Genomic DNA, 15,378 nt, shown 5'->3' with positions numbered 1-15,378 from the left:
TACACTCTGTCAAGCCTAACTAATACTCCGCGCCATAAATCGCACGGCCATAGAAGAGTTAGGAGCGTGTAAAATGGCGGATAGCTTCGCAACAACTAATCGTTTTTTTGATAACAAACACTACCCGCGTGGGTTTTCGCGTCACGGTGATTTCACTATTAAAGAAGCTCAGCTTCTCGAAAGGCATGGTTACGCGTTCAATGAGCTTGATCTGGCCAGGCGTGAACCTGTGACAGAAGAAGAGCGTCAGTTTATAGAAGTATGTCGTGGTTTACGTGAACCACAAACTGAAGCTGAGCGTGTATGGAGTAAATACATGACACGCATCAAGCGTCCGAAACGTTTTCATACCCTCTCTGGCGGTAAGCCGCAGATGGAAGGTGTTGAAGACTATAGCGATTCAGAAGATTAATCGTAGGCTGCTCGCCTGTTGAGAAGCTGGCGTTAAAATGATGGGGCTGCGGCCCCATTTTCATTCCAGGCTTTTATGCAAATGAATTAACATACGATCCATCCCGCGATAGCTTAACGCCTCCAGCAGATGTGAACGCGTAAGCGCCTCCTCGCCAGCCAGATCGGCAATCGTACGCGATACCTTCAGTAGCCTTTGCCATGCCCTGACGGAGAGTCCCAGGGCAATAAGTATTGATTCAAGCCATTCGGCATCCTCTTTCGCCAGCGCGCACCACCGTTGCACCTCATTGTTATCCATTAATGCATTAATCTTTCCCTGACGCGCTAACTGCTGATTACGCGCGGCGATAACGCGTTGCCGCACCTGAGCGCTGGATTCCATTTCTTTATGCGGCTGGCTGAGCATTCCGGCGGGAAGAAGAGGAATCTCTAAAGAGAGATCAAAGCGATCGAGGAACGGCCCTGATAACCGGCTGAGGTAACGCAGCGTCTGCTGTGGTGTACAGCGGTTATGCTTGCCCTGGTAATGTCCTGAGGGGCCAGGGTTCATAGCGGCAACTAACTGAAAGCGCGCTGGCCAGCTCACTTTAGCGCGGGCGCGTGAAATAGTGATTTCCCCTGTCTCAAGCGGCTCACGCAGCGCATCCAGCGTTTTACGGCTAAATTCGGGTAGCTCATCAAGGAATAAAATACCATTATGTGCCAGCGTGATTTCACCTGGCTGAGGAAGCGAACCGCCGCCAACCAGAGCATACAGTGTTGAGCTATGATGAGGCGTTCGAAACGGACGTTTTCGCCATTGCTTATGAACGTCTCCACTATTAATGATACTTGCCACGGTCGCGCACTCCAGCGCCTCCCGATCGCTAAGCGGCGGCAACAGACCAATGAGCCGCATCGCCAACATAGTCTTTCCTGTGCCGGGCGGGCCGATAAGCAGCAGATTATGTCCTCCCGCTGCGGCCACCTCCAGTGCGCGCTTACCTTGCTGCTGACCGATGATATCGTGCAGATCTTCACTTTTCGCCTCGTCTTGCGGTAAATCTGCGTGTCCGGGATGCAACTGACATTGATTAAGAAGAAAAGCACATACCTCCGGCAGATTTCCCGCAACCAGTGATTCTTTCTTTTCTACTAAACCGACATCTGGCGCATTTTCCGCCGGTACGATCAGCGTCCTGCCCGCTTCATTTGCCGCCATCGCCGCCGGGATGGCGCTCTGTACGCCTCTGAGTGCTCCGCTGAGCGCCAGCTCGCCCAGGAATTCAAACTGTGCCAGTTTAGCCTCAGGAAGCTGTTCAGAAGCCGCGAGAATTGCGATGGCGATGGGAAGATCGAAACGTCCGCCCTCTTTAGGCAGATCCGCTGGGGCCAGATTAACCGTGATACGTTTAGCCGGAAAGGTGAAGCCGCTGTTGATGATAGCGCTACGTACGCGATCGCGCGCCTCTTTTACCGTCGTCTCGGCCAAACCCACCAGCGAAAGCCCTGGCAATCCATTGCTGATATGTACTTCCACCGTAACCAGTGGCGCCGTGACGCCAAGCGCTGCACGTGTGGCAACGTGGGATAAAGACATACTCCCTCCTTTTTGCTTTAAGCCTGGAGTATGCGCAGAGTTTATTTATAACGCGATGCGTCCGACAACGCATTGCGTGACGTCTCGTAAAAAAACGTCCCTGTGATGTTCGGAATGAAAAAGCGTCAGGTTCAAAATGGGTCAGGCTTTTTATTTATTACGGAAGGGACGTAATGAATAACTTTCAGTCATGGTTATTGTTTGAATAAAAAAGCTTTTTTGCTAATTACATTAAAGCAGCTTGAAAATAACTATTAAAAAAGGTTGTCTAACCCTGCCTGTCTGTGATAACTCTTTAGGCATTACTTCGAATAAGTGAAATTTTGAACATCATATGAAAGCCCTTCTACGAGTGATTAGCCTAGTCGTGATTAGCGTGGTGGTGATTATTATCACACCGTGCGGGGCTGCGCTCGGAGGAAGAAAGGCTTAAAAATCAAGCCTGAATCTAAAAGAACCCCCGCACCGAAAGGTCCGGGGGTTTTTTTATGGTCAGGCATCGGGGCAGTCAATGAAAGAGGAACAAACAATGTACAGTAGCATAAAACACTGTTGTTCCCCGGAAAATACAGGGGAATAACGATGACTGGAGCGCAGTGGGTGGTTCAAGCGTTGCGTGCGCAAGGGGTAGAAACCGTATTCGGCTATCCGGGCGGCGCGATTATGCCGGTTTACGACGCGCTTTATGATGGAGGCGTCGAACACCTACTGTGCCGTCATGAGCAGGGCGCTGCCATGGCCGCTATTGGCTACGCGCGTGCTACCGGGAAAGTCGGCGTCTGTATCGCCACTTCCGGTCCAGGGGCCACCAACCTGATTACCGGTCTCGCCGATGCCATGATGGATTCTGTTCCCGTTGTCGCCATCACTGGCCAGGTCGCTGCCCCTTTGATTGGCACCGACGCCTTTCAGGAAATCGATGTATTAGGCCTGTCGCTGGCCTGTACCAAACACAGCTTTTTAGTCGAGTCGCTGGAGACATTGCCGGAAGTGATGGCTGAAGCCTTCGCCATCGCGCAGTCTGGCCGTCCGGGCCCGGTTCTGGTCGATATTCCCAAAAACATTCAGGTCGCCAGCGGCGACTTGACGCCGCATCTGCTGCCCGTAGAGGAAACACTGGCTCATCCGCATCAGGAGATCGCGCAGGCGCGCGCGTTGATTGCCCAGGCGCAAAAGCCGGTTTTATATATCGGCGGCGGCGTCGGCATTGCGCAGGCGGTACCGACGTTGCGTGAGTTCGTTCAGCAAACGGGTATACCTGCCGTTGCGACGCTGAAAGGTCTGGGTGCGCCTGATCCCAGCGATCCTTGCTATCTCGGCATGTTGGGCATGCACGGCACCAAAGCGGCGAATCTGGCCGTCCAGCAGTGCGATCTGCTGATTGCCGTCGGCGCGCGCTTTGACGATCGAGTTACCGGCAAGCTGGATACCTTCGCACCGCATGCCAGCGTTATTCATATGGATATCGATCCGGCTGAGCTGAATAAGCTGCGCCGCGCGCACGTGGGTTTACAGGGCGATATAAAAACCCTGCTGCCCGCTTTGACGCAGCCATGCCAGATTGATGCATGGCGTACGGAAGTCATGGCGTTAAAGGCGCAGCATGGGTGGCGCTACGATCATCCCGGCGAGGCGATTTATGCGCCGTTGTTTCTGCGCCAGCTGTCAGACCGCAAAGCGGCGCGGGCTGTTGTGACCACCGATGTCGGCCAGCACCAGATGTGGACAGCGCAGCATATGTCCTTCAACGCGCCCCAGGATTTCATTACTTCCAGCGGCCTGGGCACCATGGGCTTCGGGCTGCCGGCTGCGGTAGGCGCGCAGGTCGCCCGTCCTGACGATATGGTGATCTGCGTCTCCGGCGACGGCTCTTTCATGATGAACGTGCAGGAGTTAGGCACCATTAAACGTAAAGCTCTGCCGATCAAAATCGTCCTGCTGGATAACCAACGTTTGGGAATGGTGCGTCAGTGGCAGCAGCTCTTTTTCTCTGAGCGCTACAGTGAAACCAACCTTTCTGATAATCCCGATTTTCTGACGCTGGCAAGCGCCTTTGATATTCCTGGCCAGCGTATTACTCGTAAAGATCAGGTCGACGCCGCATTAGATGCTCTGCTGACCAGTAAAGGACCTTGGTTGTTGCATGTGGCCATTGATGAGCATGAAAACGTCTGGCCTCTGGTGCCACCCGGCGCCAGCAACGCAAACATGATGGAGAAAACCGTATGAACCAGCATCAGTTGTCTATCGAAGCGCGTTTCCGCCCTGAAGTTCTGGAACGCATTTTGCGCGTTGTCCGTCATCGCGGCTTTCAGGTTTGCGCCATGAATATGGCCGCCGTCGCAAACGCCGAAAATATTAATATTGAAATGACCGTTGCCAGCCTGCGTTCAGTCGATTTACTGTCAACACAGCTGAGCAAACTGATGGATGTCGCTTGCGTCCAGATTCAACAACAGACAACACAACAAATCCGCGCATAGTCGCGAAAGGAAATAAGAATGAGTACGAAGAAAGCAGACTTTATCTGGTTCAACGGCGAGATGGTGAAGTGGGAAGAGGCGAAGGTCAGCGTCATGTCTCATGCTCTGCATTACGGCACGTCGGTTTTTGAAGGCGTCCGCTGCTACGACTCGCACAAAGGACCGGTAGTCTTCCGTCATCGTGAACATATGCAGCGCCTGCACGACTCCGCCAAAATTTATCGCTTCCCGCTGAAGCACAGCGTGGATGAGCTGATGGAAGCCTGCCGCGAAGTCCTGCGCGTCAACAAGCTGAAAAGCGCTTATATTCGCCCGCTGGCCTTTGTCGGCGACGTTGGCCTGGGCGTTAACCCGCCGGAAGGCTACAGCACGGACGTAATCATCGCCGCGTTCCCGTGGGGCGCCTATTTGGGCGCTGAAGCGCTGGAGCAGGGCATCGACGCGATGGTTTCCTCCTGGAACCGTGTCGCGCCGAACACTATTCCTACCGCCGCGAAAGCGGGCGGCAACTACCTCTCCTCACTGCTGGTCGGCAGCGAAGCGCGCCGCCACGGCTATCAGGAAGGTATTGCGCTTGATACCAACGGCTATATCTCCGAAGGCGCGGGCGAGAACCTGTTTGAAGTAAAAGACGGCATCCTTTTCACTCCGCCATTCACCTCTTCCGCGCTGCCGGGCATCACTCGCGACGCCATTATCAAGCTGGCGAAAGATGCGGGCATTGAAGTACGCGAGCAGGTACTGTCGCGTGAGTCCCTCTACCTGGCGGACGAAGTCTTTATGTCCGGCACCGCGGCGGAAATCACGCCGGTGCGCAGCGTAGACGGCATCCAGGTCGGCGAAGGCAAATGCGGGCCGATCACCAAACGTATTCAGCAGGCCTTCTTTGGCCTGTTCACCGGTGAAACCGAAGATAAATGGGGCTGGTTAGATCAGGTAAACCCATAAGACAGACAGTTGCGGGCGCCCGGTCGGGCCCGCTTATTTATCCAGACTGGAGTAAACAGAGCATGCCTAAGTACCGTTCCGCCACTACTACTCATGGCCGTAATATGGCCGGTGCCCGTGCCTTGTGGCGCGCAACAGGAATGACTGACGCGGATTTCGGCAAACCGATTATCGCCGTCGTTAACTCTTTCACCCAGTTCGTGCCGGGACACGTTCATCTGCGCGATCTGGGCAAGCTGGTTGCCGATCAGATTGAAGCTGCCGGCGGCGTGGCGAAAGAATTCAACACCATTGCGGTCGATGACGGCATCGCTATGGGTCATGGAGGCATGCTCTATTCACTGCCGTCGCGCGAGCTGATTGCCGACTCGGTTGAATATATGGTGAATGCGCACTGCGCGGACGCCATGGTCTGCATCTCCAACTGCGATAAAATCACGCCGGGAATGATGATGGCCGCGCTGCGCCTGAACATTCCGGTGATTTTCGTCTCCGGCGGGCCGATGGAGGCGGGTAAAACCAAGCTCTCCGATAAGATCATCAAGCTGGACCTGGTCGATGCCATGATTCAGGGCGCCAACCCTAACGTCAGCGACGCCGACAGCGAGCAGATCGAGCGTTCCGCCTGTCCGACCTGCGGCTCCTGCTCCGGCATGTTTACCGCGAACTCAATGAACTGTCTGACCGAAGCGCTGGGGCTGTCTCAGCCGGGCAACGGCTCGCTGCTGGCGACCCATGCCGATCGCAAAGAGCTGTTTATCAATGCTGGCAAGCGCATCGTTACGCTGGCGAAACGCTACTACGAACAGGACGATGAAACGGCGCTGCCGCGCAGTATCGCGAATAAGGCCGCCTTTGAAAACGCCATGACGTTGGATATCGCCATGGGCGGCTCCACGAACACCGTGCTGCACCTGCTGGCGGCGGCGCAGGAAGGCGAAATCGATTTCAATATCTCTGACATCGATCGCCTGTCGCGCAAGGTGCCGCACTTATGCAAAGTGGCGCCCAGCACGCAGAAATACCATATGGAAGATGTTCACCGCGCTGGTGGCGTAATCGGCATCCTGGGCGAGCTGGATCGTGCCGGGCTGTTGGATACCAGCGTTCATAACGTGCTGGGCACCACGCTGCGTGAAACGCTTGATAACTACGACATCATGCTGACGCAGGATGAGGCCGTGAAAAAGATGTTCCGCGCCGGACCGGCAGGCATCCGCACCACTCAGGCGTTTTCGCAGGAGTGCCGCTGGGATACGCTTGACGACGATCGTCGCGAAGGCTGCATCCGCTCACGCGAATATGCATTCAGCCAGGATGGCGGGCTGGCGGTGCTGTACGGCAACATGGCGGAAGATGGCTGTATCGTGAAAACCGCGGGCGTGGATAAAGAGATTCTGACCTTCCGCGGCCCGGCGAAAGTGTACGAAAGCCAGGAAGACGCCGTTGAAGCGATCCTGGGCGGCAAAGTGGTCGCGGGCGATGTAGTCGTTATCCGTTACGAAGGGCCGAAAGGCGGGCCGGGCATGCAGGAAATGCTTTATCCCACCACCTACCTGAAATCGATGGGATTAGGTAAGAGCTGCGCGTTAATCACTGACGGACGTTTCTCCGGCGGCACTTCAGGGCTCTCTATCGGCCATGCCTCACCAGAAGCGGCCAGCGGCGGTACCATCGCGCTGGTGAAAGATGGCGATATGATCGAAATCGATATTCCGAATCGCGGCATCCGACTGGATGTGCCGGATAACGAACTGCATGCGCGTCGCGAAGAGGAAGAAGCGCGCGGCGACGCCGCGTATACGCCGCATTCGCGTCAGCGTCAGGTTTCATTCGCACTGCGCGCCTACGCCTCGCTGGCGACCAGCGCGGATAAAGGCGCTGTACGCGACAAATCGAAGCTGGGAGGCTAAGGATGGCTGAGTCTCAACCGTTACCGGAGGCGCCCTGCGGCGCTGAATATCTGCGCGCCGTGCTGCGCTCGCCCGTTTACGAAGTGGCGCAGGTGACGCCATTACAGCATATGGAGAAGCTCTCCGCGCGCCTTGGCAACACGGTGCTGGTGAAGCGCGAAGATCGCCAACCGGTCCATAGCTTTAAGCTGCGGGGCGCCTACGCGATGATCGCCGGGCTTAACGAAGAGCAGAAGGCGCGCGGCGTCGTCACCGCTTCTGCCGGCAACCATGCGCAGGGCGTGGCGCTTTCCGCCAGCAAACTCGGCATTAAATCATTGATCGTGATGCCGGTCGCCACGGCGGATATTAAAGTCGACGCGGTGCGCGCCTTTGGCGGTGAGACTTACCTGTACGGCGCTAATTTCGATGAGGCGAAGGCGAAAGCCATCGAGCTGTCGGAACAGCAGGGCTATACCTTCGTACCGCCTTTTGACCATCCGGCGGTGATCGCCGGACAGGGCACGCTGGCGATGGAGCTGTTGCAGCAGGACGCGCATCTCGATCGCATTTTCGTGCCGGTCGGCGGCGGCGGGCTGGCGGCAGGAGTCGCGGTGTTGATTAAACAGCTGATGCCGCAAATTAAAGTGATTGCGGTAGAGGCGGCGGATTCCGCCTGTCTGAAAGCGGCGCTGGAGGCGGGCGAGCCGGTCGATCTGCCGCGTGTCGGATTGTTTGCGGAAGGCGTGGCGGTGAAGCGTATCGGCAGCGAAACTTTTCGTCTTTGCCAGGCCTGGCTGGATGATATCGTCACCGTCGACAGCGATGCCATCTGCGCGGCGATGAAAGATCTGTTTGAGGATGTGCGCGCGGTGGCGGAGCCTTCCGGGGCGCTGGCGCTGGCGGGAATGAAGAAGTATATCCAACAGCACAATCTGCAGGGCGAACGGCTGGCGCATATCCTTTCCGGCGCGAACGTCAATTTCCACGGGCTGCGCTACGTTTCCGAACGCTGTGAACTGGGGGAACAGCGTGAAGCACTGCTTGCCGTTACCATTCCCGAACAGCAGGGCAGCTTTCTCAAGTTCTGCCAGACGCTGGGCGGCAGAGCGGTAACGGAGTTTAACTACCGTTACGCCGATGCCGATAACGCCTGCATTTTTGTCGGGGTGCGGCTGACGCGCGGCCGCGAAGAGCGTCGGGAAATTATCAGCGAATTAACGGCAGGTGGCTATCAGGTCGTCGATCTCTCTGATGACGAGATGGCCAAGCTGCATGTGCGCTATATGGTAGGCGGTCGACCTTCCCGGCCGCTGCGTGAGCGTCTCTTCAGCTTCGAATTCCCTGAAGCGCCCGGCGCGCTGCTGAAATTTCTGCAAACGCTGGGCGCGCACTGGAATATTTCGCTGTTCCACTATCGCAGTCACGGCACCGACTATGGTCGGGTACTGGCCGCTTTCGAGCAGGGCGAGGATGAACCGCGCTTCGCCGAGCATCTTGCCGCTTTGGGCTACGACTTTCATGATGAAAGCGAAAACCCGGCGTTTCGTTTTTTCCTGGCGGGATAATTACAGTAGCTGCCAGAACGCGCTAATTAGCGGCTCGCTGAGCCGCTTTTTCTGTACGCAGACGCCCAGTTCAAAGGGCGCGACGGCGTCAACATCTTCCAGCACCAGAACCCGGTTGCGCACCGGATCCGGGCTGTTTTCCAATACCACCTCAGGCAGCAGAGCGATACCACAGCCCAGCGCCACCATAGAAACAATGGCTTCATGACCGGAAACGGTGGCGTAAATCAGCGGATTAGCAATGCGCCGACGGCGGAACCACAGATCGATGCGGCGTCGCGCCGGGCCCTGTTCCGGCAGAATAAAGGGGATTTGTGCCCAGTCTGGATCGGGCTGCGTCGCCTGCTGACGAACCGGGCAAGGCAGCGCTGGCGCGATCAGCACCAGCGGAATATACCCTAGCGGGGTAAAGCCGATGCTGGCGGGCAGCATCTCAGGACGACCGGCAATCGCCAGCTCCGCTTCGCCGGTTTGCACTTTGTCAACCGCGTCGGCGGCATCGCCGGTAGTGAGCTTGATTTCCACCTGCGGATGCTCGGCGCGAAAACGATCGAGGATCGGCGGCAGATGGCTGTAGGCGGCGGTTACAGAGCAGAACAGCTTCAGTTCGCCGCTTAACGAAGGTCCGTGCTGGTCTATCGCGTGACGCAGCTGCTGATATTGCAGCAGCGTTTGCTGCGCGAACTGGCGCAGTTGTTCGCCTGCTTCGGTCAGCGTGACGGTACGGTTATCACGTAAAAACAGGCTTTGCCCTAAATCCTCCTCCAGCCGCTGTATCTGGCGCGACAGGGTGGAAGGCGAAACGTGCATTGCGCGGGCGGTACGACCAAAGTGTCGACTCTCGGCCAAATGTAAAAAAAGTTTCAGGTCTCGTAAATCCATGCGATTCAGGCCTCGTTTTTACGTTGCAGTTATTGCAATGCGGCGTTGTTAATATATCAATTTAAGCAACGGATTTCCTGTCATATGATGGGGCTATATCAGACGAAGCAATATACGGCTTCGCCATAAAATAACGGTAAACACAACCTCAAAAACGGAGTGCCCATGGCTAACTATTTCAACACTTTGAACCTGCGTCAGCAGCTGGCGCAATTAGGTAAATGTCGCTTTATGACGCGCGACGAATTTGCTGATGAAGCAAGCTACCTGAAAGGGAAAAAAGTCGTCATCGTTGGCTGTGGCGCCCAGGGTCTCAACCAGGGCCTTAACATGCGTGACTCTGGTCTGGACGTTTCTTATGCGCTGCGCGCTGAAGCGATTGCGGAAAAACGCGCTTCCTGGCGCAAGGCGACCGAAAATGGCTTTAAAGTCGGCACCTATGAAGAGCTGATTCCGCAGGCCGATCTGGTGGTTAACCTGACGCCGGACAAACAGCACTCATCCGTCGTGCAGGCAGTGCAGCCGCTGATGAAAGACGGCGCGGCGCTGGGCTATTCGCACGGCTTCAATATCGTTGAGGTAGGCGAGCAGATCCGTAAAGACATTACCGTTGTGATGGTGGCGCCGAAATGTCCGGGCACGGAAGTGCGCGAAGAGTACAAGCGCGGCTTCGGCGTCCCAACGCTGATCGCGGTGCATCCAGAAAACGATCCGAAAGGCGAAGGCATGGCGATCGCCAAAGCCTGGGCCGCGGCGACCGGCGGTCATCGTGCGGGCGTGCTGGAATCCTCCTTCGTTGCCGAAGTGAAATCTGACCTGATGGGCGAGCAGACCATTCTCTGCGGTATGCTGCAGGCGGGTTCTCTGCTGTGCTACGACAAGCTGGTGGCTGAGGGCGTTGATCCAGCTTACGCGGGCAAACTGTTGCAGTTCGGTTGGGAAACCATCACTGAATCCCTGAAGCACGGCGGCATTACCCTGATGATGGACCGCCTCTCTAACCCGGCTAAGCTGCGTGCTTACGCTCTGTCGGAGCAGCTGAAAACCATTATGGCGCCGCTGTTCCAGAAACATATGGATGACATCATTTCCGGCGAATTCTCTTCCGGCATGATGGCGGACTGGGCGAACGACGATAAAAAACTGCTGACCTGGCGCGAAGAGACCGGCCAGACCGCGTTTGAAAACGCGCCGCAGTATGACGGAAAAATTTCCGAGCAGGAATATTACGATCGCGGCGTGCTGATGGTCGCCATGGTAAAAGCGGGCGTTGAGCTGGCGTTTGAAACCATGGTTGATTCCGGCATCATCGAAGAGTCCGCCTATTATGAATCGCTGCACGAGCTGCCGCTGATCGCTAACACCATCGCCCGTAAGCGTCTGTATGAAATGAACGTGGTGATTTCCGATACTGCGGAATATGGCAACTACCTGTTCGCTAACGCGGCGGTGCCGCTGCTGAAAGAGTTTATGACCACGCTGCAGGCAGGCGATTTAGGAAAAGAAGTGGCGCCGGCGGCGGTTGATAACGCTCAGCTGCGCGACGTGAATGAAGCGGTGCGCAACCATCCGATCGAAGCGGTCGGCCGCAAGCTGCGCGGCTACATGACTGATATGAAACGTATCAGCGTTGCCGGCTAATTGGCCGCAGCCGTAGAAGGCAAAACGGGAGAGCGCATCGCTCTCCCGTTTTTTTTAGTTTCGGTACAGCACTTTAATGATGTGATAACCGAACTGGGTATGCAGAGGGCCGTAAGGCGTCAGCAGGGGACAGGAAAATACCACTTTATCAAAAGCGGGCACCATCGCCCCTTTTTTAAACTCGCCTAAATGTCCGCCTTTGCGTCCGCTGGGACAGGTAGAGTGTTTTTTCGCCAGCTTTTCAAAGTCGGCGCCCTTTTCCAGCTGGGCCAGAAGTTCCTGCGCCAGTTTTTCTTCCTTTACAAGGATATGCATTGCCGCTGCGGTTTTTGCCATGATCGTGCCTTGAGTCGTATGGATGCTGCTGGATATACTACCACGCTGTTAATCAACCCTCCTCCTTTTCACTGAGTACTTCTATGCGCCTTAATCCCAGCCAACAACACGCTGTCGAATTCGTCACCGGCCCTTGCCTGGTGCTGGCTGGCGCGGGTTCCGGCAAGACGCGCGTGATAACCAATAAAATTGCTCACCTTATTCGCGAGTGTGGTTATCAGGCTCGTCATATCGCCGCCGTTACCTTTACCAACAAAGCGTCGCGCGAGATGAAAGAGCGCGTGGCGCAAACGCTTGGTCGTAAAGAAGCGCGCGGCCTGATGATCTCCACATTCCATACCTTAGGGCTGGAGATCATCAAGCGCGAATATGCCGCGCTAGGCATGAAATCCAACTTTTCGCTGTTCGACGATCAGGATCAGCTGGCGCTGTTGAAAGACCTGACCGAGCAGTGGCTGGAAAATGATAAAAATCTGCTGCAACAGCTGATCTCAACGATCTCCAACTGGAAAAACGATCTGATCGATCCGGCTCAGGCGCAGGCGCGTGCCCAGTCGGAGCGCGATCGTATTTTCGCGCACTGCTATGAACTGTACGATCGGCATCTAAAATCGTGCAACGTGCTGGACTTTGACGATCTGATCCTGCTGCCGACGCTGCTGCTGCAACGTAATGAAGAGGTGCGCGAGCGCTGGCAGCAGCGTATCCGTTACCTGCTGGTGGATGAGTATCAGGACACCAACACCAGCCAGTATGAGCTGGTTAAGCTACTGGTGGGTGCGCGGGCGCGTTTTACCGTAGTAGGCGATGATGACCAGTCGATTTACTCCTGGCGGGGCGCCAGGCCGCAAAACCTTGTGCTGCTGAAAGAAGACTTCCCCGCGCTGCAGGTGATCAAGCTGGAGCAGAATTACCGCTCTACCGGACGTATTCTGAAGGCGGCGAACATTCTGATCGCCAACAACCCGCACGTCTTTGAAAAGCGCCTGTTCTCTGAGCTGGGCTATGGCGTCGAGCTGAAAGTGCTGAGCGCCAATCACGAGGATCACGAAGCGGAGCGCGTCACCGGAGAGCTGATCGCGCACCACTTTATTAATAAAACCCAGTACAAGGATTACGCCATCCTTTATCGCGGCAACCACCAGTCGCGCGTGTTTGAAAAAATGCTGATGCAGAACCGCATCCCCTATCGTATTTCAGGCGGCACCTCCTTTTTCTCCCGCCCGGAGATCAAGGATTTGCTGGCCTATCTGCGCGTGCTGACCAACCCGGACGACGACAGCGCTTTTCTGCGCATTATCAATACGCCGCGGCGTGAAATCGGCCCGGCGACGCTGCAAAAGCTGGGCGAATGGGCCAACCAGCGTAATAAAAGCCTGTTCAGCGCCAGCTTCGATCTGGGGCTTGGCCAGACGCTGACCGGCCGCGGTCTGGAAAATTTGCAGCGCTTTACCGGCTGGCTACAGGAGATTGCTCGCCTGGCCGAGCGCGAGCCCATCAGCGCCGTGCGCGATCTGATCCGCGGTATCGATTATGAGAGTTGGCTGTTCGAGACTTCCGCCAGCCCGAAAGCGGCGGAAATGCGCATGAAGAACGTGAATACGCTGTTTCAGTGGATGACGGAGATGCTGGAGGGCAGCGAGCTGGACGAGCCGATGACGCTGACGCAGGTTGTTACGCGCTTTACGCTGCGCGATATGATGGAGCGCGGCGAAAGCGATGAGGAGCTGGATCAGGTACAGCTGATGACGCTGCATGCTTCAAAAGGCCTTGAATTTCCCTACGTCTATCTGGTGGGCATGGAAGAAGGGCTGTTACCGCATCAGAGCAGCATCGATGAAGATAACATCGAGGAAGAGCGGCGCCTGGCCTATGTCGGCATTACCCGAGCGCAGAAAGAGCTGACTTTTACCCTGTGCCGTGAACGTCGGCAGTATGGCGAGCTGGTGCGCCCGGAGCCGAGCCGTTTTCTGCTGGAACTGCCGCAGGACGATCTTATTTGGGAAACCGAGCGTAAGGTAGTGAGCGCTGAAGAACGCATGAAAACCGGGCAGAGTCGTGTAGCCGGGCTGCGCGCTATGCTGGATAAAGCGAAAAAAGGGGCCTGAAAGAGGGCTGCATATAAGCGACTATGCAGCCTGCGAAGAGCTTACACCACCGCAAGCGGCCAGTGCACATAGGACTGCCAGCGGCTCTCCTGTTCCAGCAGCTCCGCCCGTAAAGGGTGCGCTTTCAACCAGCCTGGCGGCAGCGTCACCTGCAACGTGTCATCCTCACTGTGCAGACGCACGGCAGGCAGCGTATCGTCGCGACGACGGCTGGCGAAAATGATCGCCAGACGCAGCAGTCGACACATATGCTCAGCCGTACGCGGCGGCACGGCGTTTTGCTGATTCAACAAGGAGAGATCGATGCCGCTGCTCTGGTTTTGTAGCAAGGTGGCGAGCAATTTTTTCTGGGCTGGCGTGAAGCCGGGCAGATCAAGATGCTGCACCAGATAGGCAGCGTGCTGCGCGGCCAGGCGAAAATCAACGCTCAGGCCGATTTCATGGATCAGGCAGGCGCTTTCCAGCAGCTCGCGGCAATAGTTATCCAGCTTCCAGTGCGGGTTGACCTGGCGCACAAAGCTGGCCGCCAGCTGACGCACGCGCTCGGCCTGTTCAATATCAATGGAAAAGCGGCGCTGAATATTATGCAGCGTTCGGCTGCGAATATCGCGATCGACCGGATAGTGCAGCATGCCGTACAGCAGACCTTCGCGCAGTGCGCCGCCCGCCAGCGTCATGCTCTCGATTTTCAGCTCTTCAAAGATGGCGATCAGAATCGATAGTCCGCTGGGGAATACCAGCGCGCGTTCCAGCGTCAGGCCTTCGATTTCCAGCTCTTCCAGTTTGCCGCACTGAATGGCGCGCTGCTTCAGCTGCTGTAGCTTGCTGAGCGTAATGCGTTCATCCATGCCCTGCGCGACCATAATTTCCTGCAGCGCCTGCACTGTGCCGGAGGCGCCGACGCAAATCTGCCAGCCCTGTTCCCGCAGTCGATCGGCTACCGGCTGAATGATGTCGCGCGCGGCCTGTTCCGCCTGGGCGAAGTTTTCTTTACCCAGATGGCGATCGCCAAAGTAGCGCTCCAGCCAGGTGACGCAGCCCATGGAAAGGCTGAACAGGGCGGTCGCCTGCGCGCCGTTGCCGGTAACCAGCTCGGTGCTGCCGCCGCCGATATCGACCACCAGACGTTGATCGGAACCGCCGGTGGTGTGCGCAACGCCCTGATAAATCAGGCGGGCTTCCTCTTCGCCGGTAATAACGTTGATTGAACAACCGAGAATGGCTTCCGCCTGAGAGAGGAACTGACGGGCATTATTCGCCAGACGCAGCGTGGCGGTCGCCACCACGCGGATCTGATCGGCGGGAATATCCTGTAGCTGCTCTGAAAAGAGTTGCAGACATTGCCAGCCCCGTTCCATTGCCTCTTCTGACAGTTCTCCGTCGCCATCAAGGCCGGCGGCAAGACGTACTTTACGCTTGATGCGCGCGACGGTCTGGATATTTCCAGCCACCTCGCGCACCACTAACATGTGAAAACTGTTAGAACCCAGATCAATCGCAGCATAAAGTGACGACGCGCTCAGCATA

The 15,378-nt window shown here is 56.4% G+C and carries 13 protein-coding genes; 9 read left to right on the top strand and 4 right to left on the bottom strand.

Translation table 11 applies throughout. From position 1 onward, the window contains the following. Window positions 1-73: 73 nt before the first annotated feature. Entirely contained in the window at window positions 74-412 is a 339-nt protein-coding gene (locus C2E16_RS19875) for a MaoP family protein (RefSeq protein WP_038629013.1), read from the top strand. Between the two features lie 60 nt (window positions 413-472). On the opposite strand, the gene C2E16_RS19870 is transcribed toward C2E16_RS19875, so the two are convergent. Further along, entirely contained in the window at window positions 473-1,993 is a 1,521-nt protein-coding gene (locus tag C2E16_RS19870) for a YifB family Mg chelatase-like AAA ATPase (protein ID WP_038629011.1), read from the bottom strand. Between the two features lie 334 nt (window positions 1,994-2,327). Between C2E16_RS19870 and ilvL the strand changes: the two genes are divergently transcribed. From ilvL to ilvA, 6 genes are all read left to right on the top strand, one after another. Continuing rightward, a complete protein-coding gene (gene ilvL, locus C2E16_RS19865; RefSeq protein ID WP_071883719.1) occupies window positions 2,328-2,426 on the top strand; it encodes an ilv operon leader peptide in 99 nt (32 codons plus the stop codon). Window positions 2,427-2,575: 149 nt separating this feature from the next. Next, window positions 2,576-4,222 (top strand): acetolactate synthase 2 catalytic subunit, encoded by a 1,647-nt coding sequence (ilvG, locus tag C2E16_RS19860; protein ID WP_038629008.1) that lies wholly within the window; start codon window positions 2,576-2,578, stop codon window positions 4,220-4,222. Beyond that, complete coding sequence (gene ilvM / locus C2E16_RS19855) at window positions 4,219-4,476, top strand: acetolactate synthase 2 small subunit (protein ID WP_038629006.1); 258 nt, start codon at window positions 4,219-4,221, stop codon at window positions 4,474-4,476. The genes ilvG and ilvM overlap by 4 nt, the downstream gene beginning before the upstream one ends. A gap of 18 nt (window positions 4,477-4,494) precedes the next feature. Then, on the top strand, window positions 4,495-5,424 hold the full coding sequence (gene ilvE, locus C2E16_RS19850) for a branched-chain-amino-acid transaminase (RefSeq protein WP_038629004.1): 930 nt from the start codon (window positions 4,495-4,497) through the stop codon (window positions 5,422-5,424). Window positions 5,425-5,486: 62 nt separating this feature from the next. Beyond that, complete coding sequence (gene ilvD / locus C2E16_RS19845) at window positions 5,487-7,337, top strand: dihydroxy-acid dehydratase (protein WP_038629002.1); 1,851 nt, start codon at window positions 5,487-5,489, stop codon at window positions 7,335-7,337. 2 nt (window positions 7,338-7,339) lie between these two features. Then, window positions 7,340-8,884 carry a threonine ammonia-lyase, biosynthetic gene (ilvA, locus tag C2E16_RS19840; protein ID WP_038629000.1) on the top strand — a complete coding sequence of 515 codons (1,545 nt, stop codon included), beginning with the start codon at window positions 7,340-7,342 and terminating at the stop codon, window positions 8,882-8,884. Here ilvA and ilvY read toward each other — a convergent pair whose 3' ends face one another. Beyond that, entirely contained in the window at window positions 8,885-9,766 is an 882-nt protein-coding gene (gene ilvY, locus C2E16_RS19835) for an HTH-type transcriptional activator IlvY (RefSeq protein WP_038628997.1), read from the bottom strand. Between the two features lie 165 nt (window positions 9,767-9,931). Here ilvY and ilvC point away from each other — a divergent pair, with 165 nt between their 5' ends. Then, the gene (ilvC, locus tag C2E16_RS19830; protein WP_038628995.1) at window positions 9,932-11,407 is read left to right on the top strand and encodes a ketol-acid reductoisomerase; all 1,476 of its coding nucleotides are present in this window, start codon (window positions 9,932-9,934) and stop codon (window positions 11,405-11,407) included. Window positions 11,408-11,461: 54 nt separating this feature from the next. On the opposite strand, the gene ppiC is transcribed toward ilvC, so the two are convergent. Next, the gene (ppiC, locus tag C2E16_RS19825) at window positions 11,462-11,743 is read right to left on the bottom strand and encodes a peptidylprolyl isomerase PpiC (RefSeq protein WP_038628993.1); all 282 of its coding nucleotides are present in this window, start codon (window positions 11,741-11,743) and stop codon (window positions 11,462-11,464) included. 83 nt (window positions 11,744-11,826) lie between these two features. Between ppiC and rep the strand changes: the two genes are divergently transcribed. Then, window positions 11,827-13,851 carry a DNA helicase Rep gene (rep, locus tag C2E16_RS19820; RefSeq protein WP_038628991.1) on the top strand — a complete coding sequence of 675 codons (2,025 nt, stop codon included), beginning with the start codon at window positions 11,827-11,829 and terminating at the stop codon, window positions 13,849-13,851. 41 nt (window positions 13,852-13,892) lie between these two features. Here rep and ppx read toward each other — a convergent pair whose 3' ends face one another. Beyond that, window positions 13,893-15,377: an exopolyphosphatase gene (gene ppx / locus C2E16_RS19815; protein WP_038628989.1), complete on the bottom strand. Its 1,485-nt coding sequence runs from the start codon at window positions 15,375-15,377 to the stop codon at window positions 13,893-13,895. Between the last annotated feature and the right edge of the window lies 1 nt (window position 15,378).

It is taken from the genome of Mixta calida (assembly GCF_002953215.1).
Lineage (GTDB): Bacteria > Pseudomonadota > Gammaproteobacteria > Enterobacterales > Enterobacteriaceae > Mixta > Mixta calida.
The sequence above is the reverse complement of the archived record's forward strand: the minus strand, read 5'-3'. Positions and strand labels throughout refer to the sequence as shown.

What these genes read in the sequence shown, in the direction of transcription:
- ilvC (WP_038628995.1), top strand. Translation starts at nt 9,932, where the DNA reads ATGGCTAACTATTTCAACACTTTGAACCTGCGTCAGCAGCTGGCGCAA.
- rep (WP_038628991.1), top strand. Translation starts at nt 11,827, where the DNA reads ATGCGCCTTAATCCCAGCCAACAACACGCTGTCGAATTCGTCACCGGC.
- ilvM (WP_038629006.1), top strand. Translation starts at nt 4,219, where the DNA reads ATGAACCAGCATCAGTTGTCTATCGAAGCGCGTTTCCGCCCTGAAGTT.
- ilvA (WP_038629000.1), top strand. Translation starts at nt 7,340, where the DNA reads ATGGCTGAGTCTCAACCGTTACCGGAGGCGCCCTGCGGCGCTGAATAT.
- ppx (WP_038628989.1), bottom strand. Translation starts at nt 15,377, where the DNA reads ATGCTGAGCGCGTCGTCACTTTATGCTGCGATTGATCTGGGTTCTAAC.
- C2E16_RS19875 (WP_038629013.1), top strand. Translation starts at nt 74, where the DNA reads ATGGCGGATAGCTTCGCAACAACTAATCGTTTTTTTGATAACAAACAC.
- ilvE (WP_038629004.1), top strand. Translation starts at nt 4,495, where the DNA reads ATGAGTACGAAGAAAGCAGACTTTATCTGGTTCAACGGCGAGATGGTG.
- ppiC (WP_038628993.1), bottom strand. Translation starts at nt 11,743, where the DNA reads ATGGCAAAAACCGCAGCGGCAATGCATATCCTTGTAAAGGAAGAAAAA.
- ilvL (WP_071883719.1), top strand. Translation starts at nt 2,328, where the DNA reads ATGAAAGCCCTTCTACGAGTGATTAGCCTAGTCGTGATTAGCGTGGTG.
- C2E16_RS19870 (WP_038629011.1), bottom strand. Translation starts at nt 1,993, where the DNA reads ATGTCTTTATCCCACGTTGCCACACGTGCAGCGCTTGGCGTCACGGCG.
- ilvG (WP_038629008.1), top strand. Translation starts at nt 2,576, where the DNA reads ATGACTGGAGCGCAGTGGGTGGTTCAAGCGTTGCGTGCGCAAGGGGTA.
- ilvD (WP_038629002.1), top strand. Translation starts at nt 5,487, where the DNA reads ATGCCTAAGTACCGTTCCGCCACTACTACTCATGGCCGTAATATGGCC.
- ilvY (WP_038628997.1), bottom strand. Translation starts at nt 9,766, where the DNA reads ATGGATTTACGAGACCTGAAACTTTTTTTACATTTGGCCGAGAGTCGA.